A 23234-nucleotide genomic window follows, 5' to 3' on the forward strand; every position below is an offset into this window, starting at 1 on the left:
ACCGCCATGCCCGCGACGCCCGAAGACCTCATCGCCTTCCTCGAGACGCTCGGCATCGCCACGACCACCGTCGAGCATGCGGCGCTCCACACGGTGGAGGATTCCAAGGCCCTGCGCGGCGAGATATCGGGCGGCCACACCAAGAACCTGTTCCTCAAGGACCGCAAGGGCGCGCTGTTCCTGGTGGTGGCGGAGGAGGACGCGCGCATCGACCTGAAGCGCATCCACGAGATCATCGGCGCCAGCGGCAAGGTCTCCTTCGGCTCGGCGGAGCTGCTGGTCGAGGCCTGGGGCGTGCAGCCGGGCGCGGTCACGCCCTTCGGCGCGATCAACGACCGGGAGGGGCGGGTGAGCGTGGTGCTGGACGAGGCGCTGATGCGTCACGGCGTGCTCAACCACCACCCCCTGGTCAACACGCGCACCACCTCGATCCGGCGCGAGGACCTCGTCGCCTTCCTCCGCGCGACCGGCCACGAGCCGAAGATCCTGGCCGTCTCCGCCGGCGCGGCCGAGCATGTGTGAGGCCGGCCCGATCCGGCTTGCGGGTCGGGCTGTTGCCTTTTCGCCCGGCCGCTCCCATTTAAGCGGCCATCTCCTGTCACCAAAGAGTGAACGATCATGAGCGCTGAAGCGGCCGGTGCGGACGGACTGATCAAGAACACCACGACGCAGGCCTTCATGGCGGATGTCGTCCAGGAATCGATGAAGCAGCCGGTGCTGGTCGACTTCTGGGCGGAGTGGTGCGGCCCCTGCAAGCAGCTGACCCCGGTGCTGGAGAAGGTGGTCCGCGCCGCCAAGGGCAAGGTCAAGCTGGTCAAGATGGACATCGACAAATATCCGCAGATCGCCGGCCAGCTCGGCGTGCAGTCGATCCCGGCCGTCTTCGCCTTCTCCAAGGGCCAGCCGGTCGACGGCTTCATGGGTGCGTTGCCCGAGAGCCAGGTCAAGGCGTTCATCGACAAGATCGCCGGCCCGGGCGGGCCGGACGAGATCGAGCTGATCCTGGCCGATGCCGAGGCGGCGCTCGCCGCCGGCGACTTCCCGGGCGCCTCGCAGCTCTTCGCCCAGGTGTTCGAGGAGGACGGCGAGAACCTCAAGGCCATCGCCGGCCTGGCGCGCTGCGCCGTCGGCGCGGGCGAGCTGGAGCAGGCCAAGGCGACGCTGTCGCTGGCGCCCAAGGGCAAGGAGAACGACCCCCTGCTCGCCAGCGTCAGGGCGCAGATCGAGCTTGCCGAGCAGGCGGCCGCGGTCGGCGATTTCGCGCCGCTGGAGAAGCGGATCGCCGCCGATCCCAAGGACTACCAGGCGCGCTTCGACCTGGCGCTCGGCCTCGCCGCCGCCGGCCGGCGCGAGGAGGCGGTCGACCAGCTCCTGGAGATCGCCCGGCGCGACCGCAAATGGAACGACGACGGCGCGCGCAAGCAGCTCGTCCAGTTTTTCGAAGCCTGGGGGCCGATGGATGAGAGCACGATCGGCGGCCGGCGGCGGCTGTCCTCGATCCTGTTCGCCTGAGGCGACCGTCCACGGAGGGCGAGGGCTGGCATGGCCCATGCGATGAGGGAGCCGGGCGACCTCCCGGCAGTGATCCCGGTCTTCCCGCTGGCGGGAGCGCTGCTGCTGCCGCGCGGCCACATGCCGCTCAACATCTTCGAGCCGCGCTATCTCGCCATGGTCGACGACGCCCTGCGCGGGCCGCGGCTGATCGGCATGATCCAGCCCGAGGCCGAGGACGCGTCCGACGTGCCGCGCCTCTACCATGTCGGCTGCGTCGGCCGCATCACCTCCTTCTCCGAGACCGGCGACGGGCGCTATCTCATCCAGCTCACCGGCGTGGCGCGCTTCCGCGTGCTGGAGGAGCCCGTCGTGGCCACGCCCTATCGCCAGTGCCGGGTGACAGCCGAGCCCTTCGCCGTCGACTTCAAGCCGCGGGCCGGAGAGGGAGAGGTCGACCGCGACGCGCTGATCCGCACGCTGCGCGCCTATATCGACGCCACCGGGCTGCAGGCGGACTGGGACGCCATCCGCCAGGCGCCGAACGAGGCGCTCGTCAACGCCCTGTCGATGATGAGCCCGTTCGGCGTGCGCGAGAAACAGGCGCTGCTGGAGGCGGCATCGCTGAAGCAGCGGGCGGACATGCTGGTGGCGATCACCGAGATCGAGCTCGCCAAGAACGGTCCGGGCGGCGACGGCCCGCTGCAGTAGATCGGCCCCGCCCGCAGGAGAACGCCATGCCCAACAGCGCCCCGTCCCGCCCTCCCCAGCTCGTCGACCCCAAGCTCCTGGAGCTGCTGGTCTGCCCGCTGACCAAGGCGACGCTGGACTATGACCGCGAGCGGCAGGAGCTGATCTCGCGCCCGGCCAAGCTCGCCTATCCCATCCGCGACGGCATCCCGATCATGCTCCCCGAGGAGGCGCGGCCGATCGAGTGATGCCGGCGGCCGATGAGCTCGACTCGTCGGCCGTCGGCCAAGCCTGGGTAACCCGGCGGCGGCGCTCGAAGACCGGGGCCGATGGTCGACCGGTCAGGGCACGCTGTAGGCCTTGTACTTGTCGAGCAGCCGCACCGGCTTGCGCAGCGCGTCGCGCCGGAAGGGATCGCCGAGCTCCTGCGTCACCATCACCTCGATGACGGTGGCGACATCGCTCTGCGCCGCGGCGCGGACGGCGTCGCCGATCGCGTCGGGATGCTCGACGCGGATGCCGCGCGCGCCCATCGCCTGCGCAACGGCGGCGAAGCTCGGATTGGCGAGGTTGGTGCCGATATAGCGGTCGGCGTAGTAGTCGATCTGGTTCTTCTTCTCCGCGCCCCACTGGCCGTTGTTGAACACCACGGCGGTGGCCGGGATGTTCTCGCGCACGCAGGTCAGCGTCTCCTGCAGCGACATGCCCCAGGCGCCGTCGCCGACATAGGCGAAGGCCGGCCGGTCGGGCCGCGCCACCTTGGCGCCGATGGCGGTGGGGAAGGCATAGCCGCAATTGCCGAAGCTCATGGCGGCGAAGAAGGAGTTCGGCGCCTCGAAGCGCAGGTAGGAATTGGACACCGAGCAGATATTGCCGATGTCGGTGGTCACCATGGCATTGCCGGGCAGCGCCTTCTCCAATCCGCGCAGGGCGCGGCGCGGGGCGATCGGCGCGCCGTCGGCCTGGCCCCAGCGGTCGAGCTCGGCCTCCCAGGCCGCCTTCTGGCCGGCGATCTCCTCCAGGCGGCGCTCGCGGTTGGCATGGGCGGCGAGGGCGCGGTTGCCGGTCTCCAGGCGCTTGAGGATCTCCACCGCGGCGGCGCGGGCGTCGCCGCAGATGCCGACCGCGGCCTGCTTCACCAGCCCGAGCTTGCGCGGGTTCATGTCGACCTGGATCAGCCTGGCCGTCTTCGGCCAATAGTCGATGCCGTGCTGGGGCAGGGTGCCGAACGGGCCGAGGCGGGTGCCGAGCGCCAGCACCACGTCGGCCTGGGCCAGGAGCTTCATCGCCGCCTTCGAGCCCTGATAGCCGATCGGCCCGGTCCAGAGCCGGTGGCTGCGCGGGAAGGAATCGTTGTGGAGATAGGTGTTGACCACCGGCGCGTCGAGATGCTCGGCGAGCCTCACCACGTCGTCGACGCCGCCGGACATCACCACGCCGCCGCCCGACAGGATCACCGGGAACTCGGCCTCGGACAAGAGCCGCACCGCGTCCTCGAGGCTGTTCGGCCCGCCGGCCGGGCGCTCCACCCGTATCGGCACGGGAATATGGGCGTCGAACTCGCCGTAGAACAGGTCTCGCGGGATGTTGAACTGGGTCGGCCCGCGCTCCAGCAGGGCATAATCGAAGCAGCGGCCGAGCAGCTCGGGAATGCGCGCCTGGTTGGAGCAGTGCACCTGGTACTTGGTGATCTTCTCGAAGAAGGGCAGCTGCTCCGTCTCCTGGAAGCCGCCGAGCCCCTGGGTGTTGGAACCGGTCTCGGGCGTGATCACCACGACCGGCGAATGCGCCCAGTAGGCGGCGGCCACCGCCGTGACGAAATTGGTGATGCCCGGCCCGTTCTGGGCGATGCACACGCCGGGCCGGCCGGTGGCGCGGGCATAGCCGTCGGCCATGTGGCCGGCGCCCTGCTCGTGCGCCACCGAGACGAAGCGGATGCCGGCGGGCTCGAACAGGTCGAGCGCGTCCATATAGGCCGAGCCGACGATGCCGAAGACATGGGTGACCCCCTGCGCCACCAGGGTCTCGACGAAGGCTTCGCTGGCGGACATGCGGGTCATGGCGGGGCTCCACGGGACGGCACCGGACGATAGCGTCGAGGCGGGGCGGGCCTTAGGGCCAAGAGCATGGATCAGGCAGGGCCAGGCCGGCGGCGCGGCAGATGTCCGCCGGTGACGTTTGCGTCCGGGCGCCTACCTCTTGGCTTTCTCGCGCCGGCGCTTCGGGGCCGCCGTTGCGGCCGCGCGGTCGGCCGCCTCGCGGGCCTGCTGCACCAGGAGCGCTTCGTCCGCCTCCTTGGCCAGCCTGAGGGCGCGCAGCCGCAGGGTCTTGGCCTGCTGCGCCTGGCGCTCGATCGCCTCGCGCTCCATGGCCTGGGCCGCTTCCTGCTGGCGAATCTTGGTCTTGGTGAAATTCGAATGGGCCTGCCGAATAGCCTCCTCGGAGGATCGCGTGCGCGAGGTCATGGTTCGTTCCTGAATTCGTGGTCTCGATGAAGAGGCGCTCCGCCCGGGCCTGGAAGGCGGGATGCAACCCCACGGAGACGGTGCCGTACCGGATGGCTCACCCGGGACGGCTTGCCGCAACGTAATGTCCGCCCTATTTCTTGCCGCCCTTGGTCGGGGTGGAGCCGATCGGCTTGACCGGCGTCAGCGAGCCGAGCGGTGCTGCCGGCGTGGCCTTCGGCTTGTCCTTCTTGGGCTTTCGCGTCTCGCGATTGCTGCGCATCTGACCTTTGGCCATGGTCTGTCTCCTCTGTGGGGCAGGGGTGAAACGATCGGCCGCCGTCGAGCTCAGTCGGGCTCGGCCTGATCGAGCAACCGGTCGAAATCGGCGAGAACCGCCTCGATCAGCTTGGTGTGGCGCGGGTCGTGGCCGCTCGGGCTCTTGGCGAAAAGTCCGAGCAGATAGCGTGCCTTGGCGACGGCATCGTGCCATTCCGTCGCTGGGGCGGCCAGAAGGAAACGTTCGAGCTCGTCCTGCCGGGCCTGCAGCGCCGCACGGTCGGCCTCGACCTCCGCCATCAGACGACGCAGCCGCGTCGCCTTCTGCGCCGCCATGCCACGACGGCTGTCGAGATCGATCGGTGAATCCATCGCGGGCCGCCCTGCGGAAAAGAAAAGACGAGCAAGAACGTGCTGAGGATGGCAGCCGGTTGCGCCGGATTTTTCCATTCTCGGCCGGATGCTGCGCAAAATGACATCGCATCATCTAGCAAGAATTCCGGGATTTTTCAAATTAAAACAAGAAATTATGGGAGATGCCCGCACGGGGCGGACCGCTCCGCCGTCCGGACGGGCGCCATGGCGGGGCCGTCATGCTCCTGTCCGGGGCGGGGCTCACCCGGCCCGCGGCCGGCCGGATGCGGAGCGCGCCGCGCCGGCGAGCGCCGCCAGGCCGGCGTCGATCTTCGCGACCGGGATCGAGGAGAAGCCGAGCCGGAAGAACGCTGCCGGCGGGTCGGCGCCGGCGAAGAACACGTCGCCCGGCTCGATCACGACACCGGCGGCGAGGGCGCGGCCCGCGAGGTCGCGCGCGTCGCGGCCGGGCGCCTCGATCCAGGCGCTGCTGGCGCCGGGATCGCCGCGCCGGCGCGTCCAGGGCAGGTGGCGTGCGAGCGCCGCCTCGACCGCCACGGCGCGCTCGGCCATGGCGCGGGCAAGGCGCTTCAGGTGCGCCTCGTGGTGGCCGAGGGCGATGAACAGCGCCGCGGCGCGCTGGTTGTTGGCGGGCGGGTGGCGCAGCATCAGCCGGCGCAGGGCGCGCAGCTCGTGGATCAACGGCGCCGGCGCGACGACATAGCCGAGCCGCAGGCCCGGGGCGAGCGTCTTGGAGAGGCTGCCGACATAGAGCACGCGGCCGGAGCGGTCGAGGCTCTTCAGCGCCGGCAGCGGCGTGCGGCCGGCGGGGATCTCGATCTCGTAATCGTCCTCGATCACCACGACGTCGTGATCCCCGGCCGCGGCCATCAGCGCCTCGCGCCGCGCCATCGGCATGGTCACCGTCGTCGGGCATTGGTGGCTCGGCGTGACATAGACGTAGTCGCAGCCGGCGAGGCCGCCGCCGACCATCACGCCGTCGCCGTCGAGCGGCAGGAGGCGCAGCATCGCCTCCCGCGAGGCGAAGATGTTGCGGGCGTCGGGATAGCCGGGATCCTCCATGCCGACCACGGTGCCGCGCTCCATCAGCAGGACGGCGATGAGGAACAGGGCCTGCTGGGCGCCCATCGTCACCATCACCTCGTCCTCGCCGGCCCAGACGCCGCGCAGCGGCAGCACGCGCTTGCGGATCTCGCCGATCAGGACGGGATCGTCGCCGTCGATGAGGTCGCGCGTCCAATCGCGGATCTCCAGGGCGCCGAGGGCGGCGCGCACGCATTCGCGCCAGTCGTTGACCGGAAACAGCGACAGGTCGGGCTGGCCGTAGACGAAGGGGTAGGGCAGGCCCTGCCAATCCGCCGGCTTGACGATGTTGCGGGCGAGCGAGGGGCGCTGCTTGAGCCGTGCCGTCCAGTCCGGCGCCCCTGCCGCGTGCCTGGACACGGGCGCCGGGCCGGGCCGGCGCGAGGACACGGCGACGAAATGGCCGCCGCGCTCGCGCGAGACCAGGATCGCCTCGTCGACGAGGTGCTGGTAGGCGAGCACGACGGTGTTGCGGGCCACGCCCAGCGCCGCGGCGAGGTCGCGGCTGGACGGCAGGCGCGTGCCGGCGACGAGCCTGCCCTCGCTGATCGCCGAGACGATGGCGCGCCGGATCTGCACCTGCAGCGGCCGGCCCTCGCCGGGCGCGAGCCGGATCAGCTGCGCCCACAGGGCGCTGCGCGCACCGTCGCGGACCGCACCGGTCCTTGCCTCCATCGAACGCCGTCCCCTGGACCTATCGCGCCCTGCGATCCCAGCCCATGGTCGCCGCATGGGCCGAATTGCGCAAGCGAGGGCGTGATGGACGGATCGACGGCGATCAAAGCGCGCGACGGCACGCCGGTCGCGATGGACAATCACTGGATGCCGTTCACGCCCAACCGGGCGTTCCGGGCCGAGCCCGCCATCGTGGCGCGGGCGGAAGGGGTGCATTACTTCGACCCGACGGGCCGCCGGATCCTCGACGGCTCGTCGGGCCTGTTCACCACGCCGGCCGGCCACGGGCGGCGCGAGATCGCCGAGGCGGTCGGCCGGCAACTGATGGAGCTCGACTACACGCCGAGCTTCCTGCGCGGCCATCCCAGGGCCTTCGAGCTCGCCGGCCGCATCGCCCGCCTGATGCCGCCGGGGCTCGACCGCATCTTCTTCGCCAATTCGGGCTCCGAGGCGGTCGACAGCGCCATGAAGATCGCGCTCGCCTATCACCGCGCCCGCGGCGAGGGCCAGCGCCAGATCTTCGTCTCGCGCGAGCGGGCCTATCACGGCGTCAATTTCGGCGGCGTCGCCCTCTCCGGCATGGTCAACAACCGCCGGACCTTCGGCATCGGCCTGCCCAGCGCCGTGCACATGCGCCACACCCATATCCCGGAGAACCGCTTCAGCCGCGGCGAGGGCGAGCACGGCGCCGACCTCGCCGAAGACCTCGCCCGCGTCGCCGCCACCCATGGCGGGGAGAGCATCGCGGCGGTGTTCGTCGAGCCGGTCGCCGGCTCGACCGGCGTGCTGGTGCCGCCGAAGGGCTACCTCGCTCGGCTGCGCGAGATCTGCGACCGGCACGGCATCCTGCTCGTCTTCGACGAGGTGATCACCGGCTTCGGCCGCACCGGCCGCGCCTTCGCGACGCAGGCCTTCGGGGTGACGCCGGACCTGATCACCATGGCCAAGGCCATCACCAACGGCGCCCAGCCGATGTCGGCCGTGGCGGTGAAGCGCGCGGTCTGCGACGTGGTGATGAATGCCGCGCCCGAGGGCGGCGTCGAGCTCTTCCACGGCTACACCTGGTCGGCGCATCCGGCGGCCTGCGCCGCGGCGCTGGCGGCGCTCGACATCTACGAGGGCGAGCTGCTGTTCGAGCGCGCCGCCCAGATGTCGGCCTATTTCCTCGACCAGCTCTTCGCGCTCCGCGACATCCCCATCGTCACCGACATCCGCGGCATCGGCATGCTCGGCGGCTTCGACGTGGCGCCGATGGGCAATCCCGGCCAGCGCGGCCACCTCCTGCAGCGCCGGCTGTTCGAAGAGGGCGTGCACATCAAGACCACCGGGGATGCCGCCATCGTCGCGCCGGCCTTCGTGATGGAGGCGGGCGAGATCGACCGGATGTGCGAGACGTTCCGCACGGTGCTGAAGGCGCTGTGAGTCTCACAGCCGCTTGGTCATGAACACCCGCCGGTAGCCGTTCTCCGCCGCCCGGTGCGTCTCGACGAAGCCGAGATGGCGGTAGAGCGGCAGGTTCTCGGTCATCACCTCGTTGGTGTAGAGCCTCACCTCCGGCAGGCCGAGCCGGCGCGCCTCGGTCTCGGCATGGGCGACGAGCGCCCGGCCGATGCCCTTGCCCTGGAAGCGCGGCGAGACGGCGACGGTGTCGAGCAGGAGATGGTCGTCTTCCGGCGCGAGGATCAGCACGCCGGCGATGCGGCCATGGCGGGTGAGCACGCTGGCCCGGCCGGCCGCGACATGGGCGGCGTAGTCGTCCAGCATCGGGCCGGGCGGCCGGTCCATGCGCGGCAGGTAGAGCGCGAAAGCCTCGCACACCAGCGTCTCGATGGTCGGCACGTCCTCGGGCTCGGCTAGGCGGATCATGGCGGTCCCCGGCCTGCGCCCGCGGGTGGGCGGAGAGGCGCAGCATCCCGCAATCCGGCGGCGCCGGCAAGGCGCGCTCGCTACAGGCGCGCTTGCTACAGGCCCCTGTCACCGCCCCGGCATGGTGTCGACCCGGCGCAGCGCCGGGAAGAGGCGCGACCAGGCGAGGGCGACGAGCACGGTGCCGATGCCGCCGATCACCACGGCCGGAACCGTGCCGAACAGCGCGGCGGTCATGCCCGATTCGAACTCGCCGAGCTGGTTCGAGGTGCCGACGAACATCGAGTTCACGGCGCTCACCCGTCCGCGCATCGCGTCGGGCGTCTCGAGCTGCACCAGGGTGGAGCGGATGACGACGCTGACGACGTCGCAAGCGCCCATGGCGACCAGGGCGGCGAGCGAGAGCGGGATCGAGGTGGAGAGGCCGAAGACGATGGTGGCGAGGCCGAAGGCCACGACGGCGATGAACATCTTGACGCCGACATGGCGCCGGAGCGGCCGGCGGGCGAGGACCAGGGAGGTCGAGAGGGCGCCGACCGCCGGGGCCGCTCGCAGCATGCCGAGGCCGAGCGCATCGGTGTGCAGGATGTCGTGCGCATAGATCGGCAGCAGCGCGGTGGCGCCGCCGAGCAGCACCGCCACCATGTCGAGGGAGATGGCGCCGAGGACGATCGGCCGGCCGCGGATGAAGCCGAAGCCGGAGAGCAGGGTGGCGAGGCTCACCGGCTCGCGCGGCGGCGGCAGGCTGGCGGTGCGCAGCGCCAGGACCAGCAGGCTGGCGAGCCCGTAGAGCAGGGCGACGACGCCATAGGCGGCACCCGGCCCGGCGAGGTAGAGCAGGCCGCCGGTGGCCGGGCCGAGGATGGTGGCGGTCTGCACCGCCGAGGCGGAGAGCGCCAGCGCCTGGGGCAGCAGGGCCGGGCCGACCACACCCGGCAGCAGCGCCGCCATGGTCGGCATCTCGAAGGTGCGGCAGGCGCCGATCAGCGCGGCGGCGGCGAAGATCACCGCCGGCGAGATCGTGCCGGTGACGGAGGCGAGGGCCAGCCCGGCCGCGGTCGCAGCCTCGACCCACTGGCAGGCGCGCACGACGCGGCGCCGGTCATAGCGATCGGCGATATGGCCGGCCGGAATGGTGAGGAGCAGCATCGGCAGGAACTGGCTGAGGCCCAGCAGGCCGAGGTCGAAGGCCCGCCCGGTGAGGCCGTAGAGCTGCCAGCCGATCACCACCGCGACGATCTGGAAGCTGCCGGTCGACAGCACCCGCGCCGACCAGAAGTTCCAATAGCCGGTCTGCGCCAGGGCGTTCGGTTGCTCCAACGAAAGTGCCGGCATGGGAGGAAAGGGGAACGCTGCGTGTCGCCAGGGAGATGCGGTCTAGTGTTGTGCTTCCGACGCTTGGTCCCCGACCATTGTGTTGGAAGCACAACACAAAGCATTGAACCAACTAGGGTTCCGGGCTGACGGTTCGGAACGAACCGTTAGAGTCGGAACACTAGCATGCCCGGCCCGGCCGCGTAACGCCGGGATTGCGGCCAGCGCCATGCGCTCCACGCATGGGGCTTCCTGCCTCAGGCGGCCTCGGCGGCGCGCGGCTCGCCCTGGCCGCGGCGCAGCGCCGGGCGGGCGGTGATGCGGTAGACCGCCGCCGGGGGGATGTTGCGGAAGGCGCGGCCGATCAGCGTCGCCCTGAGGCCGAGGCGGCCGAGGATGGCGCGCGGGATCGGACAGCGCGGGCCGTACGTGAACTGGTAGAAGGCGCCGCCCGGCCTGAGATAGCCGAAGGACCCGGCCATGATGGCCATGACCCGGCGCGGCGGCATGGTGAGGAGCGGCAGGCCGCTGACGACGGCGCCGACCGGCGCATCGGGAAAGAGGCGGTGCTCGGCGAGCCGGCTGGCATCGAGGCGCAGCACGCGCGCGCCGGCAAAGCGCGACTGCAGGAGCTCGGCGAAGTCGGCGCCGAACTCGATCAGCGTCAGGTCCTCTTCGCGCACGCCGCGCGCCAGCAGGGCCCGGGTGAAGACGCCGGTGCCCGGCCCGAGCTCGATCACCGGGCCGGTGCCCGCGCCGATCTCGCTGGTGATCAGCGCGGCCAGGGCGCGGCCGGAGGGAGCGACCGCCCCGACCCGGCCGGGGGCAGCCGCCCAGGCGCGCAGGAAATGCAGGGAATCGGGAAGAGGGATGGCCATGGCGCGGAAGCCCCTTGATTGGTCGGTGGCGGCGCAGCCGCGCACCTCCACCTGCGGCATGCGGATTGCGCGGACATGACGCTCATGCGCGGTTCTCCGGCTTGTGGACGGGCAGCAACATCCGAAAGCGCGCGCCGCCGTTCGGGCCGTCGAGCACGGCGATCGAGCCGCGATGCAGGCGGACGATCTCGCTGACCAGGTGCAGGCCGAGGCCCGCGCCCCGCTCGCGCGGGTTGAGGCGCTGGAACGGCTCGAAGATCCGCCGGCGATGCGCGGGCGGGACGCCCTCGCCCTCGTCGACCACCTCGACCGCGCCGTCCCGCTCGACCCGGATGGCGATCGATCCGTCGCCGGCGTGCTCGATCGCATTCTGGACGAGGTTGGTCAGGGCCCGCTCCAGCGAGGGGGCGTCGCCGAGCACCTCGACGCGATCGACCTCCGCCTCGACCGAGAGGTCGAAGCCGCCGGCGATGGCGAGCGGCGCGAGGTCCGCGGCGACCTGCCGGGCGAGGCGCACGAGGTCGACGGGGGCGGCATCGCGCGCCGTCCGGTCGATGCGCTGCAGATCGAGCAGCTGCTCGGCGAGATTGGCGAGGCGGGCGGCGTCGGCGAGGAGGCGCGTGCGCTGCGAGCCGTCCGGCAAGGCCTCCAGGCGGGTGGTCAGGATGGCGATCGGGGTGCGCAATTCGTGCGCGGCGTCGGCGAGGAAGCGCTGGCGCCGCTCATAGCCTTCGTCCAGCCGCTCGAGCGCCGCGTTCACAGCCTCGATGAACGGCGCGACCTCGGCCGGCACCGCATCGGGCGGCAGGCGGGCCCCGCGCTGGTCGGGCCGGATGCGGGCGGCTTCCGCCGCGGCCTGGTTCAGCCCGGCGAGCGCGCGGCGCACCACCAGCGGCGTCGCGATCAGGGTGGCCAGCGTCATCAGCGCCAGGATCGGCACGGTCACGCCGGCGAAGACCACGGCCATGGCCCGGAGCGAGCGGCCGAGCGGCACCTCGCCCCCGGGGCCGGTCAGGATCTGGAGCGGGCCGATGGCCGTGTCGACGCGCTTCAGCCGCGCGCCCGGCCGCGTGGGGTCCCAGAGGTTCCAGCCGAGCCGAGCCTGGCCGACGCGCTCCAGCGCCGGCGCGAGGTCGGCGAACGGCTCCGGCACCGTCCCCTCGACGAGCTGGCGCCCCTCGCCGTCGCGGACCACGAACCACAGATCCGGCAGCGCGACTCGAAGCGCGGCGAGCTCGGGCGTGGGGCGGAGCGTCAGGCCGCCCCCGGCGTCGCGCCCGGCGGCGTCGACCACCGCATCGATGATGTCGTCCTCCGATTCCAGCTTGACGAGGTGGCCGGTGCCCCACAGCGCCCCGAGCAGCACCAGGACGAGCAGCGTCAGCGCCGCCGCCTGGAGCGCGACCAGGCGGATGACGAGGTGGCGGCGCAGCGAATAGCAGGCGGAGCGGGTCATGGCGCGCCGCGCAGGAGATAGCCGACGCCGCGGATGCCGTGGATCTCGACGTCGGCGGCGGCGATGCGGCGGCGCAGGCGCGAGACATGGGCGTCCAGGGCGTTGGACTGGACCTCGTCGTCGAAGCCGTAGACCGCTTCCTCCAGGGCGGCGCGCATCTCCGTGCGCCCGGCGCGGCGGATCAGCGTCTCCAGGACGAGCAGCTCGCGGCGCGGCAGGTCGAGGGGGACGCCGTCGATGCTCGCCTCCCGATGCTCCTGGTCGAAGGTGAGGCGGCCGATGCGCACGGTGCGGGCGGCGCGATCGCCGCGCCGGCGCAGCACGGCGCGCAGACGCGCCAGCAGCTCCTCCACGGCGAAGGGCTTGGCGAGATAATCGTCGGCGCCGGCATCGAGGCCCGCCACCCGGTCGACCAGCTCGCCGCGGGCGGTGAGGACGATCACCGGCACGCCGCCGGAGCCGGCCGGGGAGCCGGCGGCCGCGCGCAGGCCGGCCAGCAGCGCCAGCCCGTCGCCGTCCGGCAGCCGGCGGTCGAGCAGGACGGCATCGTGCACGGCCTCGGCCAGGGCCGCGCGCGCCTCCGCCAGCCGCGTCACGTGGTCGACCAGGATGTCGTGCCGGCCGAGGGCGGCGCAGAGCGCGCCGGCCATCTCGGGCTCGTCTTCGATCAGGAGGATCCGCAAGCGCCGCTCCAGCGTCCGAGGCTCGCCTTCTCCCGCAGCACCATTGCCGGCACATTGCGGCTCCTGCTCCTGGCATGAAAGAGCCAGGGCGGGAAGAAAAATCGCGGAGCGCTGTCGGATCGGCCCGGGTCCGATCGTCCTCCGGCAGTTCGCAAGCATAAGGAGGATCTCATGTCCTATGTCGACGGCTTCGTGCTCGCCGTGCCCAGGGCGAAGCTCGATGCCTACAAGGCGCTGGCCGCCACGGCCGGCGCGGTGTGGAAGGAGCACGGCGCGCTCGCCTATGTCGAATGCATCGGCGACGACGTGCCCTATGGCGAGCTCACCTCCTTCCCGCGGGCCGTCCAGGCCGGGGAGGACGAGGTCGTGGTGTTCTCCTGGATCGTCTACCCCTCGCGCCAGGAGCGCGACGCGATCAACGCCAAGGTCATGGCCGATCCGCGCCTCAAGGGCGACATGGCCGACATGCCTTTCGACGGCAAGCGCATGATCTATGGCGGCTTCGAGGCCTTCCTGGAGCTGTAGGACGTCTCGTACCATCGGCCTCGGTCTTCGACCGATGCCGAGTGGGTGAGGCTCAAGCGCCGCACGGGCTTGGCCCATCATCGATGAGTCGGGCTCATCGATGATGGGTGTCAGCCCAGGAGATCGACGAGCGACCGGGCGGCGACCACCAGCGTCAGCCCGGTCAGCGCCAGCAGCGACACCAGCCGATAGGCGCGCTCGGAGGCGTGGCGGAAGGCGAGGGCACCGGTCCGGGCGCCGACGAACAGGGCGGGAAAGGCGATCGCCGCGCCGAGCACCTCGGCCGGGCCGACCAGCCGGGAGGCGAGGGCGGTGGCGAGGCCGACGGTCGAGGTTCCGAGAAAGTAGAGCATCATGGTGGCGCGGATGTCCGCGACGGGCAGCGGCAGCGCCAGGCAATAGGCGATGACCGGCGGGCCGGGCATCGCGGCGAGGCCGTTGAACAGGCCCGAGAGGGCGCCGAGCCCGGCGGCCGGGACCCGTCCGGGCAGGCGGCGGAAGCGGAAGCCGGAGATCAGGATCGCCGTCGCCACCACCAGCACCAGGGCGATGGCGAGGCGGGCATGGGCGGCGGAGAGCAGGGCGAGCGCCATGATGCCGAGCGGCGTCGCCGCCGCCATGCCGACGGCCAGCGGAGCGACGCTGGCTCCGTGCGACCGGGTCAGGGCGGCTCGGAGGTCGGTGAGGCCGATGCAAAGGCCGAGCAGCAGCACCATCGCCACCGCCTGGGCCGGCGCCAGCACCAGGCTCAGCAGCGGCGTCGCCGCAATGGCGAAGCCGAAGCCGGTGAAGCCGCGGAGAGCGCCGCCGAGGAACACGGCGAAGCCGATCCAGGCGAGGTCGGCGAGCGGGAGATCGACCATGTCGCCGAGCGGGATCACACCCCGTCGCGCGGGATGGCCTCGTCCCAGCGGCGCTCGGCGAGGAGGTCGTCGTCCTCGAAGGCGCGCACCGTGCCGGCGATGCGGAAGGCCTCGCGCGTCGCCGTCATCTCCGCCGTCACCTCGGTGCGGAAGCGCCGGCCCTCGCAGGCGAGGCTGCAGCTCTGCGCCACGCTCTGGCGGGCGCTGGCTGGATCGCCGTCCCGGATGGAGAAGTCGCGGCGGCTCTCATGGGCGAAGTCGGTGTCGATCGCCTCGAAGCGCGTCGGCGCGGCGCCGAAGGCGTCGCCGTCGACGACCATCGTCGCTTCGCCGGTGACGAGGTCGAGGCTGAAGCGGCGCTCGATCCTGGGCGCGGCCAGGGCGGTGGCGGGCCCGGTCGGCGCGCTCTGCGGCGGCTCGAAGCGGATCGCCGCATCCTCGCGGCGCGGGCGGCGGACGGGGAGGATCAGGGCGCTGTCGCCGGTGCGCACGGTCAGGGTCGCCGCATCCTGCGCCGGCCAGGCCGTCGGCCAGGCGGCGGTCGAGATCGAGAGGCGGATGCGATGGCCGGCCGGGAAGGCGTGGGCGCAGTCGCAGAGCCGGATGCGCACGATCTCGAAGGCGCCGGGCTCGAGCGGGCGGGGCGTCTCGTGGCCGTCGCGATGGGTGAGGTTCAGGATCTGCCAGGAGACGCGGGTGGCGCTCCCGTCCGGCGCGACGTCGCCGAGGCGCACGCAGATCTGCCCCGTCGGGGCATCGCTCGCGAGCTCCAGCACCAGCTCCGGCGCGCCGAGGATCTCGATGCGGTCGGCGAGCTCCTTGGAATCGAAGACGAGGGAGAGGCCGTCGTCGAGGCGCTGGTCGGCGGGCGCCTCGCCGGGAAGGCCCGAGGCCATCCATTCGCCGGCGGTCAGGCCGGACCAGAGCGGCGAGCGCACGGCGAGGTCGGCCGAGAGCGCCGGCCGCCACCAGAGCTGGCCGGGCGAGAGGAACATCGGACGGCGGGTGATCAGGCGCGAGGGCCAGGAGGCCTCGCCGATCCAGCGGCCCGGGCGGTCGCCGGGGGCGCCGGGTGGGGCGTGCTCCTCCATGAAGGCGCGCAGCATCGGCTCGGCCATGATGCCGGTGTCGATGCCCCTGAGCCAATGGTCCCACCAGCGCCTGGCTTCCTGCAGGAAGCCGATGGCCGGGCCGGGCACGCCCTCGTGCGGGTAGCAATGCGCCCAGGGGCCGATCAGGCCGAGGCGCGGCACGGCGAGGTGCTCGAGCAGGCGCGGCACCGCATTGGTGTAGGCGTCGGCCCAGCCGCCGACGGCGAAGACCGGCACGGCGATGGCCGACCAGTCCTCGCAGACCGAGCCGTGCTTCCAGAAGGCGTCGCGGCGCTGGCGGGACGCCCAGAGCGCGGGGAAGAACGGCAGATGCTCCAGCCGCCGGCGCCAGGCCTCGCGCCAGCCCGAGCCCGATATCGAGGGCGTCGGCGGCAGGGCCTGCCAGGCCAGCATCGCGGCGCCCCACGAGAGATTGTCGTTGAGCAGCGCACCGCCCATGAAATGCACGTCGTCGGCATAGCGGTCGTCGGTGGAGCAGACCGAGATCACCGCCTTCAGCGCCGGCGGGCGGCGGGCGGCGACCTGCAGCGCATTGAAGCCGCCCCAGCTCTTGCCGATCATGCCGACCTTGCCGTCGCACCAGGGCTGGCGGGCGAGCCAGTCGATCACGGCGCAGGCGAAGGCCAGCTCCTGCTCGTCATATTCGTCGCCGAGCAGGCCGTCGCTGTCGCCGGAGCCCGGCAGGTCGACGCGGATGGCGGCATAGCCCTGCGCCGCGAACCAGCCGTGCATGGCCTCGTCGCGCGAGCGCGTGCCGTCGCGCCAGCGGTAGGGGATATATTCCAGGATGGCCGGGACCGGGTTCGCCTCGGCATCGTCCGGCAGCCAGGCCCGCGCCGCCAGGCGCGTGCCATCCGGCATGGGGATGAACAGGGGCTCGACGCTGCGGATCGGGCGGGGCATGGGCGCCTCTCGGTTATCCCTCCCTCATAGCAAGGGCGGCGCCCGTCTCAAACCACTGCCAGGTGATTGTCGAAGCCGATATCGGCCTGCAGCAGCGGCCGGGCCTCGGCTCCGTCGATCGCGACCATGCCGCCATGGCCGCCGGTCATGACGAAGCCCTGCGCCAGGCCGGCGACTGCGCAGCAGTCGGCCAGCGGCACGGCGGCGAGGCAGCGGCCGGAGGCGGCGTCCCAGACGCCGCAGAGGCTGCCGAGCGGCGAGGTCGCGGCGACGAGGCGCCCGGCCTCGTCGGCGGCGACGCCGCCGACATAGCCCGCCATGACGGCCCAGCCGCCGGGCGGCGGCTCCAGCCAGCGCCGGTCGCCATCGATGCCGACGATGCCGACCAGCGGGCGGACCATGCCGTCGCGCTCCGTCTCCTGGCAGCCGAAGGCGACGGCGCCCTCGGCCAGCACGGCGAGGTGGCGGATGGAGAGCGAGGCCATGGCCTCGTCGAGCGTCGTCAGGGCCTCGAGTCGGCCGGAGCCGATGGCGATGCGGGCGATGGAGGAGGCGATCAGGCCCTCGTTGAGCTTGGCGCGGCCGGTATCCGGGCGCATGTCGATGCCGCCATTGGCGACGATCAGCGTGCGGCCGTCGGCGCTGGTGACGAGGTCGTGCGGGCCGACGCCGCCGCTCGGCCATTCCGCCACGGCGCGGAAGCCCCGCCGGACGTCGCGCACGCCGATGACGCCGCGCCCGGCCTCATAGTCGTTCTCGGTGGTGAGGAACAGGTCGCCCCCGCCGGCGAACAGGCCATGGCCGAAGAAATGGCGCCCCGGCGTGCTCTCGAAGGCGAGCGACTGCTCGAAGCGGGCGAGGTCGACCGCCACGCCGAAGCGGCCGGGACGGCGCGCCACGGCGACGCAACGCGCCGCATCGGGATGCATGGCCACGGCATGGACGCGCGCCGGCAGGTCGAGATGCGCGTCCGGCGCGGCATGGCCGCTCCAGCGGCCGAGGCCGGGCAGCAGCCCGTCGCGCAGGAAGGGGGCGACGACCTGCGGCGACGCCGCGGCCGCGGCGGGGCGGGCCACCATGGCGGCGGCCGCCGCCGCGGCGGCGCGCAGGATGTCGCGGCGCGTCGGCATCAGTCGCCGTCCAGGCCGTTGAAGCCGAGCGTCAGGCCGAGCTCGGCCGGCAGGTCCTGCTGCAGCAGGGCGCGCACGCTCTTCAAGCGAGCGAGCAAGGCCTCGGCGCTGCGGCGCCGGACGGGATCGCCGGCGCCGTCGGGGAAGTCGGCCAGCGCCCGCGCCGCGTCGTCGACGCGGACCAGCAGCGCGTCCCAGGACCGGCGGCGCACCGGGTCGGCGGCGCCGTCGAGCGCGGCGACGAAGGCGCGCAGGCCCTCGATATTGGCGAGGATCATCTCCCGCGTCAGCCCGGACCGCCGCGCCTCGGCGGCCGCCGGCCGGGCATCGTCGGGGCTGGCGCCCAGGACCGGCTCCAGCTTCTGGTCCTGGATCACGGCGAGGCCGGTCATGAAGCCGGTGACCAGCTCGGCGGCGGCCTGCTGCATGGAGACGGACAGGGCAGGGTCGAGATCCCCCCTGGCGAGGCGCGCGGCATAGCCGGTATCGGGCGTGCCCCAGGCCGCCGAGACCGATGCGGTGATGGCGGCCACATTGGCGGCGATGGCCATGGCGGCGGCACAGGCGCGCTTGCCCGCGTCGGACGCAACCGCCACCGGCGGCTCGGGGCCGCCGGCGGGATCGGCATAGGCGAGGCGTTCGAGCGCGGGGATGCCCTGGGCGGCGGCGCTCGCCCGCGCCACGCGCTCCGGCGTGATCGGGTCGCTGCCGGCGAGCAGGGCGGCGAGGCCCTTGGCGCCGGCATTCTTGCGCTCGGGCCAGAAATAGAGCCGCTCCGCGACGCCGTTCTCGCCGACCGGGCCGAAGCGGAAGGCCTGCACCGCGCCATAGGCCAGCGCCAGCCGGCGATGGGCGGCCTGCACCGCGGCGAGGCCGGTTGCGTCGGGCGCGGGGCAATAGACGCCCCAGGCCGCGGCGTCGGCTGTCGCGGCTGCGGCGAGCCCGGCATAGGCCGGGGCGAGGAAACGGCCGGCGACCCCGCTTACCACCGCCTGGTCCCGCGTCGTGTCGGCCCTGGCGCTGCCGGCCGGCGCGAGCAGAGCCAAGGCGAGGAGCGCCGCGAGCCGCGGCTGCAAAGGTCCGAAAGCCACGTGCATCGGTCAAAGGCCCTTCAGGTAGGATTCCAGAGCGGCCCTCTCCTCGGGCGAAGCCCGGTCGAAGGCGGCACGCGTCGCGCCGGCTTGGCCGCCATGGGCGGCGACCGCTCCGGCGATCGTCGTGGCGCGCCCGTCATGCAGGAGCGCGCCGCCCGCCGCAAGCCGGGCGCCGAGGCCGATCAGCGGCGCGGTGCGCCATTCCGACGAGGCGACGCCCGGCTCGGCGACGCCGTCGTCGAGGTCCGGCCCCATCTCGTGCAGCAATAGGTCGGAAAAGACGGCGGCGGTGCGACCGCTGATGTCGCTCAGCATCGGCCGGTGGCAGGCGGCGCAGCCGAGCCGCTCGAACGCGGCGCCGCCGGGCGCGGCCGGATCGGGGCTGGGCGCCGTCAGGCTCGCGACATAGGCGGAGATCGCCGCCAGGATCGGGTCGGCGATCTCCGGCTCGCCATGGTCCGAGCCGGTGGGCGCGGCGCGGCAGGCGCCCTGGGCCGGCGTGCAGTCGCCGTAGGGATCGGGGCGCAGGCGGGTGGACAGGCCCATGTCGAGCGAGAAGGCCGCGGCGACCTGCTCCTCGATGTCGGCGTCCGCCGCCTTCCAGCCGAAGCGGCCGATGCGCCCGTCCGGCCGGCGGTTGGGGCGGCCGCCGAGCGTGCCAGCATTGGCCAGGATGGCGTCGTCGCCGAGCGCCGCCACGGCGCCGAGGCCGCCGAGGCCGGGCGGGCGGCGCAGGCCGATGCGGGTCGCCGGATCGAGCGGGCCATAGGCGAGGCCCTCGATCGTCACCGACGGCCGGCCATCGGTCCCGATGATGCGGGCCGTGCCTTCGCCATCGAGGCCGGTGACGGCGAAGGGCTGGAGCTGGCGGCCATAGACGGGATCGCCGCCCTCGCCCAGGCCGAAGCGCACGACCGGCGTGACGCCGCCGCCTCCGCCGGGATGGCAGCTCGCGCAGGAAGGCGCGGCATAGAGCGGCCCGAGCCCGTCATTCGACTTGGTCGAGGAGGGGGCGGAGACCCATTGCCGCTTGAACAGCTTCTGGCCGATGGCGACGTCGAGGGAATCGGCGAGGGCGGGGGCGGCGAGGAGGACGAAGACAGCGGTCAGGCTGACGAGATCCATGCGCCGTCGGCGCTCGGGGCGAACGGCCCCGCCACGGCCGGGTGCGCCTGCGGCGGCCGGCGCCACGCCTGCCGTGCTTGCCGCAACCTCTGCGTCATGGCCGGGCTTGACCCGGCCATCCACGCGAACACGGCGCCTGCCGGCGTGCGTGGGACCGTCGGCCCGCGCCTTTCGCTCCACCTCGCGCGTTCGCGTGGATGGCCGGGTCAAGCCCGGCCATGACGGTGGTGCGTGGGGATGAGGCGGCGCTCGTCCTGCTGCCGTGGCTCCTGCCGCCCGCGCGTGAATCGTCTCGTTCCGCCGAGGTACGGCGTAGAGGGTGAACTCATCGCCGTCCCTCGCGCTCGTCCGGCCATCCTCACGCCACACGGATGATGCCCATCATCCCCGTCTCCTGATGCTCCAGGATGTGGCAGTGGAACATCCAGTCGCCCGGGTTGTCGGCGACGAAGGCGAGGCGGATGCGTTCCTTGGTGGTGAGCAGCACGGTGTCGGCGCGGTGCATCGGGCGGGCGAGGCGCGAGCATTCCAGCACCTTGGCGCCGAAGCCGTGGATGTGCACGGGATGGGAATGCGGCGTGGTGTTCAGGAGCTCGAAGACATAGGTGCGGCCGAGCTTCAGCGTTGCCAGCGGCTGCGGCAGGCCCGTGGCGCCATGGCCGGGCCAGGACTGGCGGTTGATCGCCCAGAAGGTGCTGCCGGAGAGGCAGAGCGTGTCGGCGGGATCGTAGACGCGTCCGTCCGGCAGCACGATCGGCTCCGGCACGGCGCCGGCGATGCTGGAGGCGGAGAAGGTGAACGGGATGGTCTCGGCGTTTGCGAGGTCCGGCTCGGGCAGGCCGTGCGGGGCGAGCGGCGGCGGGGCGAAGTCGCCGGCTGTACCTGTCCCGCCTGCGGCGGTGAAGGTGGCAAGCGTCGTCGGCGCGCTGCCGAAATAGTCGACGAGCCTCGCGGTCGCGCCCGGCTCGCGCACCCGGATGGCGATGTCGAGGCGCATCGCCATGCTCATGCGCCAGCTCTCCAGCGGCAGCGGGCCGACGGCAAAGCCGTCGACGGCGATGATCGCCGCCTCGGCGCCCTCGACGCCGATCTCCATGATGCGGGTCGGGTCGACGGAGAGGATGCGGATGCGGGCATAGCCGCCGGTGGGCACGGCAAAGTCGGGCTGGTGCCGGCCGTTGACGCTGCGCAGCGTGCCGAAGGTGCCGGCCCGGGCGGCGCCCTGGTCGGTGGTGAAGGGCAGGAACGCGCCCTTTTCGGCATCGATGCGCCAGTCGCGCACCGCCAGCACGTGGTCGACCGCATAGGGCCCGGGCTCGGCATCGTCGACGATCAGCAGGCCTTCCAGCCCGCGGCCGACCTGGCCGATCTCGTCGCAATGGGGGTGGAAGAAGAAGGTGCCGGCGTCGGGCGGGATGAAGTCGTAGAGGAAGCTCTCGCCCGGCCGGGTCGGCGGCTGGGTCAGCCAGGGAATGCCGTCCATGCCGTTGGCGATGCGCAGCCCGTGCCAGTGGATCGAGGTGTGCTCGGGCAGGCGGTTGGTCAGCCGGGCGCGGATGCGGTCGCCCTTGGTGACGCGGATGGTCGGGAAGGGCGCCTCGCCGTAGAGCCAGAACGGCAACGGCTTCTGCGGGAAGGCGGGCAGGACATAGGGCCGCTCGTTGGCGACCAGCGCGACCTCGTGCGTCAAAGGCCTGCGCGTCGGGACGGCCTCGGCCGAGCGGCCGGCGGGCACTGCGAGAGCTGCGGCGCCGGCCCCGCCGAGAAGGGCGAGGGCAGAGCGTCGGGTGACGGGGGCGGTCATGGCGTTCTTCGTCCCGAGGGCGGCCTCCTCCGGGCGGGAGGAGGCCGAGACCCGTCAGTTCACGTCCTTCAGGCTGTCCGAGCCCTGCACCTTCACCTCGACGCCGAGCTTGGCGATCACGGCTTCGAGGGCGCGGGTCTGGGCGACCAGGCCGTCGACCAGGCCCTGGATCATCGCGTTGCCGGCGGGATTGTCGGCGCCGATCAGCTGGTCCCAGCGCTGGCCGCCCGGCTTGTCGCCCTCTTCCTGCACCTTGACGAAACGCTGCAGCGTCTCGGCCATGCGCGCGTCGACCGCGGCGGCCAGGGCCGGATCGGCCTCGGCGGAGAGCTGCGCCAGGCTCGGGCCGGTGACGAGCTTGCCGTCGCGGCCCTTGTAGCTGGCGGTCCAGACCGCGATGATGCCGCGCTCGGAGTTCAGGTAGGAATGGTGCGTGTCGTCGGAGAAGCAGTCGTGCTCCTCCTCCGGGTCGTGCAGCACCAGGCCGAGCTTGATGCGCTCGCCGGCGAGTTCGCCGAAGGAGAGGGAGCCGAGGCCGGTGAAGATGGTGCCGATGCCGGCCTTGTCGTCCTTGGCCTCGAGGTCAGCGCGGGCCTTGCCGCCCGGCGCCCACCAGGCGGCCATGTCGCCGAGGTCCGACACCAGGAGATCGGTGGCGACCTTGAGATAGGCGGCGCGCCGGTCGCAATTGCCGTGCGTGCACTGGGTCAGGGAATAGTCGGTCCAGGGCCGGTCGCCGGCGCCCGGCCCGGTGCCGTTGAGGTCCTGGCCCCAGAGCAGGAACTCGACGGCGTGCCAGCCGACGGCGACGTTGGCATCGCTCGACATCGCCCCGTTGAGCTTGTCCTTCAGGAGCTCGGGGGTGATCACCGAGGCGTCCACCGTTTCCTTGCCGATCTTCAGCGTCTTGTTGGCGATGACGTTGAGCGTGTACAGCGGATTCTCGTCCGACTTGTCGCCATAGGAGGCGGCGTCGACATAGTCGATCAGGCCCTCGTCGAGCGGCCAGGAATTGACGTTGCCCTCCCACTCGTCGACGACCGGGTTGCCGAAGCGATAGGGCTCGGAATGCATGTACCAGGGCCGGGCGTCGATCCAGGCCTGGCGGGCGGCCTTCAGCGTCGCCTCCGACGGGGTCTTGATCAGCGCGTCCACCGCCTTCTGCAGGTCGAGGCTGGCGGTGTGGGCGTCGCCGTACATCGCCTGGGCAATGTCGGCATAGGTCTTCAGCACGTCCCTGGCCTTGGTCTCCGCCAGCGCCGAGCCCGCCGTCGCGAAGAGGCCGAGCGCCAGCACGGCGCTCCTGGTCCAGCCCATCTGCATCATCATCTCCCTCTTTAGTCCCCCCAGCCGCGCGCAGACGGCGGCCGGGCCTCGAGCCGGGTCCAGCTAAGCGAAATTCCATGGGGCGACAAGATAATTTCGCAGTTTAAAATCACTAAAA

The 23234-nt window shown here is 72.2% G+C and carries 23 protein-coding genes; 6 read left to right on the plus strand and 17 right to left on the minus strand.

The annotated features are described in order from the left end of the window. The first annotated feature begins 6 nt into the window (after positions 1 to 6). The 4 genes from QO011_RS21205 to QO011_RS21220 all read left to right on the plus strand — a co-directional run bounded on the left by QO011_RS21205 (position 7) and on the right by QO011_RS21220 (position 2429). The gene (locus tag QO011_RS21205; RefSeq protein WP_307276027.1) at positions 7 to 522 is read left to right on the plus strand and encodes a prolyl-tRNA synthetase associated domain-containing protein; all 516 of its coding nucleotides are present in this window, start codon (positions 7 to 9) and stop codon (positions 520 to 522) included. A 96-nt stretch (positions 523 to 618) separates the two neighbouring features. Next, entirely contained in the window at positions 619 to 1512 is an 894-nt protein-coding gene (gene trxA, locus QO011_RS21210) for a thioredoxin (RefSeq protein ID WP_307276030.1), read from the plus strand. A 30-nt stretch (positions 1513 to 1542) separates the two neighbouring features. After that, a complete protein-coding gene (locus tag QO011_RS21215; RefSeq protein ID WP_307276032.1) occupies positions 1543 to 2202 on the plus strand; it encodes an LON peptidase substrate-binding domain-containing protein in 660 nt (219 codons plus the stop codon). Positions 2203 to 2228: 26 nt separating this feature from the next. After that, positions 2229 to 2429: a Trm112 family protein gene (locus tag QO011_RS21220; RefSeq protein WP_307276035.1), complete on the plus strand. Its 201-nt coding sequence runs from the start codon at positions 2229 to 2231 to the stop codon at positions 2427 to 2429. A 93-nt stretch (positions 2430 to 2522) separates the two neighbouring features. Here the strand turns inward: QO011_RS21220 and xsc are convergent, their stop codons facing one another. The 5 genes from xsc to QO011_RS21245 all read right to left on the minus strand — a co-directional run bounded on the left by xsc (position 2523) and on the right by QO011_RS21245 (position 7037). After that, a complete protein-coding gene (gene xsc, locus QO011_RS21225) occupies positions 2523 to 4241 on the minus strand; it encodes a sulfoacetaldehyde acetyltransferase (RefSeq protein WP_307276039.1) in 1719 nt (572 codons plus the stop codon). Between the two features lie 132 nt (positions 4242 to 4373). Then, positions 4374 to 4646 (minus strand): hypothetical protein, encoded by a 273-nt coding sequence (locus QO011_RS21230; protein ID WP_307276040.1) that lies wholly within the window; start codon positions 4644 to 4646, stop codon positions 4374 to 4376. A 133-nt stretch (positions 4647 to 4779) separates the two neighbouring features. Further along, positions 4780 to 4923: a hypothetical protein gene (locus QO011_RS21235; RefSeq protein ID WP_307276043.1), complete on the minus strand. Its 144-nt coding sequence runs from the start codon at positions 4921 to 4923 to the stop codon at positions 4780 to 4782. A 50-nt stretch (positions 4924 to 4973) separates the two neighbouring features. Continuing rightward, positions 4974 to 5354 (minus strand): hypothetical protein, encoded by a 381-nt coding sequence (locus QO011_RS21240; protein WP_307276046.1) that lies wholly within the window; start codon positions 5352 to 5354, stop codon positions 4974 to 4976. Between the two features lie 165 nt (positions 5355 to 5519). Beyond that, positions 5520 to 7037 carry an aminotransferase-like domain-containing protein gene (locus QO011_RS21245; protein WP_307276048.1) on the minus strand — a complete coding sequence of 506 codons (1518 nt, stop codon included), beginning with the start codon at positions 7035 to 7037 and terminating at the stop codon, positions 5520 to 5522. An 84-nt stretch (positions 7038 to 7121) separates the two neighbouring features. Between QO011_RS21245 and aptA the strand changes: the two genes are divergently transcribed. Next, on the plus strand, positions 7122 to 8459 hold the full coding sequence (gene aptA, locus QO011_RS21250) for an omega-aminotransferase AptA (RefSeq protein WP_307276049.1): 1338 nt from the start codon (positions 7122 to 7124) through the stop codon (positions 8457 to 8459). 3 nt (positions 8460 to 8462) lie between these two features. Here aptA and QO011_RS21255 read toward each other — a convergent pair whose 3' ends face one another. The 5 genes from QO011_RS21255 to QO011_RS21275 form a co-directional block, all read right to left on the minus strand. Then, complete coding sequence (locus QO011_RS21255; RefSeq protein ID WP_307276052.1) at positions 8463 to 8903, minus strand: GNAT family N-acetyltransferase; 441 nt, start codon at positions 8901 to 8903, stop codon at positions 8463 to 8465. Between the two features lie 108 nt (positions 8904 to 9011). Then, complete coding sequence (locus QO011_RS21260) at positions 9012 to 10238, minus strand: MFS transporter (RefSeq protein WP_307276055.1); 1227 nt, start codon at positions 10236 to 10238, stop codon at positions 9012 to 9014. A 236-nt stretch (positions 10239 to 10474) separates the two neighbouring features. After that, positions 10475 to 11095 carry a class I SAM-dependent methyltransferase gene (locus QO011_RS21265; RefSeq protein WP_307276488.1) on the minus strand — a complete coding sequence of 207 codons (621 nt, stop codon included), beginning with the start codon at positions 11093 to 11095 and terminating at the stop codon, positions 10475 to 10477. Positions 11096 to 11177: 82 nt separating this feature from the next. Beyond that, positions 11178 to 12551 (minus strand): sensor histidine kinase, encoded by a 1374-nt coding sequence (locus tag QO011_RS21270; RefSeq protein WP_307276058.1) that lies wholly within the window; start codon positions 12549 to 12551, stop codon positions 11178 to 11180. After that, positions 12548 to 13234, minus strand: coding sequence for a response regulator transcription factor (locus QO011_RS21275; RefSeq protein WP_307276063.1), 687 nt, complete (start codon positions 13232 to 13234; stop codon positions 12548 to 12550). The genes QO011_RS21270 and QO011_RS21275 overlap by 4 nt, the downstream gene beginning before the upstream one ends. Before the next feature lie 171 nt (positions 13235 to 13405). Here QO011_RS21275 and QO011_RS21280 point away from each other — a divergent pair, with 171 nt between their 5' ends. Further along, entirely contained in the window at positions 13406 to 13759 is a 354-nt protein-coding gene (locus QO011_RS21280; protein ID WP_307276066.1) for a DUF1428 domain-containing protein, read from the plus strand. A 110-nt stretch (positions 13760 to 13869) separates the two neighbouring features. Here QO011_RS21280 and QO011_RS21285 read toward each other — a convergent pair whose 3' ends face one another. The 7 genes from QO011_RS21285 to QO011_RS21315 all read right to left on the minus strand — a co-directional run bounded on the left by QO011_RS21285 (position 13870) and on the right by QO011_RS21315 (position 23113). After that, positions 13870 to 14622, minus strand: a complete 753-nt coding sequence (locus tag QO011_RS21285) for a sulfite exporter TauE/SafE family protein (RefSeq protein ID WP_307276069.1) — start codon at positions 14620 to 14622, stop codon at positions 13870 to 13872. Between the two features lie 14 nt (positions 14623 to 14636). Beyond that, a complete protein-coding gene (locus tag QO011_RS21290; protein WP_307276072.1) occupies positions 14637 to 16637 on the minus strand; it encodes a CocE/NonD family hydrolase in 2001 nt (666 codons plus the stop codon). A gap of 47 nt (positions 16638 to 16684) precedes the next feature. Further along, complete coding sequence (locus QO011_RS21295; protein ID WP_307276075.1) at positions 16685 to 17767, minus strand: DUF1513 domain-containing protein; 1083 nt, start codon at positions 17765 to 17767, stop codon at positions 16685 to 16687. Continuing rightward, the gene (locus tag QO011_RS21300; protein WP_307276078.1) at positions 17767 to 18858 is read right to left on the minus strand and encodes an imelysin family protein; all 1092 of its coding nucleotides are present in this window, start codon (positions 18856 to 18858) and stop codon (positions 17767 to 17769) included. The genes QO011_RS21295 and QO011_RS21300 overlap by 1 nt, the downstream gene beginning before the upstream one ends. Positions 18859 to 18867: 9 nt before the next feature. Next, a complete protein-coding gene (locus tag QO011_RS21305) occupies positions 18868 to 19986 on the minus strand; it encodes a di-heme oxidoredictase family protein (RefSeq protein ID WP_307276081.1) in 1119 nt (372 codons plus the stop codon). 358 nt (positions 19987 to 20344) lie between these two features. Beyond that, positions 20345 to 21790, minus strand: a complete 1446-nt coding sequence (locus QO011_RS21310; protein WP_307276085.1) for a multicopper oxidase family protein — start codon at positions 21788 to 21790, stop codon at positions 20345 to 20347. Positions 21791 to 21844: 54 nt separating this feature from the next. Next, a complete protein-coding gene (locus QO011_RS21315; protein ID WP_307276089.1) occupies positions 21845 to 23113 on the minus strand; it encodes an imelysin family protein in 1269 nt (422 codons plus the stop codon). Positions 23114 to 23234 lie beyond the last annotated feature (121 nt).

The sequence above is a fragment of the Labrys wisconsinensis genome, from assembly GCF_030814995.1.
Classification (GTDB): Bacteria; Pseudomonadota; Alphaproteobacteria; order Rhizobiales; family Labraceae; genus Labrys; species Labrys wisconsinensis.

What these genes read in the sequence shown, in the direction of transcription:
- QO011_RS21205 (WP_307276027.1), top strand. Translation starts at nt 7, where the DNA reads ATGCCCGCGACGCCCGAAGACCTCATCGCCTTCCTCGAGACGCTCGGC.
- trxA (WP_307276030.1), top strand. Translation starts at nt 619, where the DNA reads ATGAGCGCTGAAGCGGCCGGTGCGGACGGACTGATCAAGAACACCACG.
- QO011_RS21215 (WP_307276032.1), top strand. Translation starts at nt 1,543, where the DNA reads ATGGCCCATGCGATGAGGGAGCCGGGCGACCTCCCGGCAGTGATCCCG.
- QO011_RS21220 (WP_307276035.1), top strand. Translation starts at nt 2,229, where the DNA reads ATGCCCAACAGCGCCCCGTCCCGCCCTCCCCAGCTCGTCGACCCCAAG.
- xsc (WP_307276039.1), bottom strand. Translation starts at nt 4,241, where the DNA reads ATGACCCGCATGTCCGCCAGCGAAGCCTTCGTCGAGACCCTGGTGGCG.
- QO011_RS21230 (WP_307276040.1), bottom strand. Translation starts at nt 4,646, where the DNA reads ATGACCTCGCGCACGCGATCCTCCGAGGAGGCTATTCGGCAGGCCCAT.
- QO011_RS21235 (WP_307276043.1), bottom strand. Translation starts at nt 4,923, where the DNA reads ATGGCCAAAGGTCAGATGCGCAGCAATCGCGAGACGCGAAAGCCCAAG.
- QO011_RS21240 (WP_307276046.1), bottom strand. Translation starts at nt 5,354, where the DNA reads ATGGAAAAATCCGGCGCAACCGGCTGCCATCCTCAGCACGTTCTTGCT.
- QO011_RS21245 (WP_307276048.1), bottom strand. Translation starts at nt 7,037, where the DNA reads ATGGAGGCAAGGACCGGTGCGGTCCGCGACGGTGCGCGCAGCGCCCTG.
- aptA (WP_307276049.1), top strand. Translation starts at nt 7,122, where the DNA reads ATGGACGGATCGACGGCGATCAAAGCGCGCGACGGCACGCCGGTCGCG.
- QO011_RS21255 (WP_307276052.1), bottom strand. Translation starts at nt 8,903, where the DNA reads ATGATCCGCCTAGCCGAGCCCGAGGACGTGCCGACCATCGAGACGCTG.
- QO011_RS21260 (WP_307276055.1), bottom strand. Translation starts at nt 10,238, where the DNA reads ATGCCGGCACTTTCGTTGGAGCAACCGAACGCCCTGGCGCAGACCGGC.
- QO011_RS21265 (WP_307276488.1), bottom strand. Translation starts at nt 11,095, where the DNA reads ATGGCCATCCCTCTTCCCGATTCCCTGCATTTCCTGCGCGCCTGGGCG.
- QO011_RS21270 (WP_307276058.1), bottom strand. Translation starts at nt 12,551, where the DNA reads ATGACCCGCTCCGCCTGCTATTCGCTGCGCCGCCACCTCGTCATCCGC.
- QO011_RS21280 (WP_307276066.1), top strand. Translation starts at nt 13,406, where the DNA reads ATGTCCTATGTCGACGGCTTCGTGCTCGCCGTGCCCAGGGCGAAGCTC.
- QO011_RS21285 (WP_307276069.1), bottom strand. Translation starts at nt 14,622, where the DNA reads ATGGTCGATCTCCCGCTCGCCGACCTCGCCTGGATCGGCTTCGCCGTG.
- QO011_RS21290 (WP_307276072.1), bottom strand. Translation starts at nt 16,637, where the DNA reads ATGCCCCGCCCGATCCGCAGCGTCGAGCCCCTGTTCATCCCCATGCCG.
- QO011_RS21295 (WP_307276075.1), bottom strand. Translation starts at nt 17,767, where the DNA reads ATGCCGACGCGCCGCGACATCCTGCGCGCCGCCGCGGCGGCGGCCGCC.
- QO011_RS21305 (WP_307276081.1), bottom strand. Translation starts at nt 19,986, where the DNA reads ATGGATCTCGTCAGCCTGACCGCTGTCTTCGTCCTCCTCGCCGCCCCC.
- QO011_RS21310 (WP_307276085.1), bottom strand. Translation starts at nt 21,790, where the DNA reads ATGACCGCCCCCGTCACCCGACGCTCTGCCCTCGCCCTTCTCGGCGGG.
- QO011_RS21315 (WP_307276089.1), bottom strand. Translation starts at nt 23,113, where the DNA reads ATGCAGATGGGCTGGACCAGGAGCGCCGTGCTGGCGCTCGGCCTCTTC.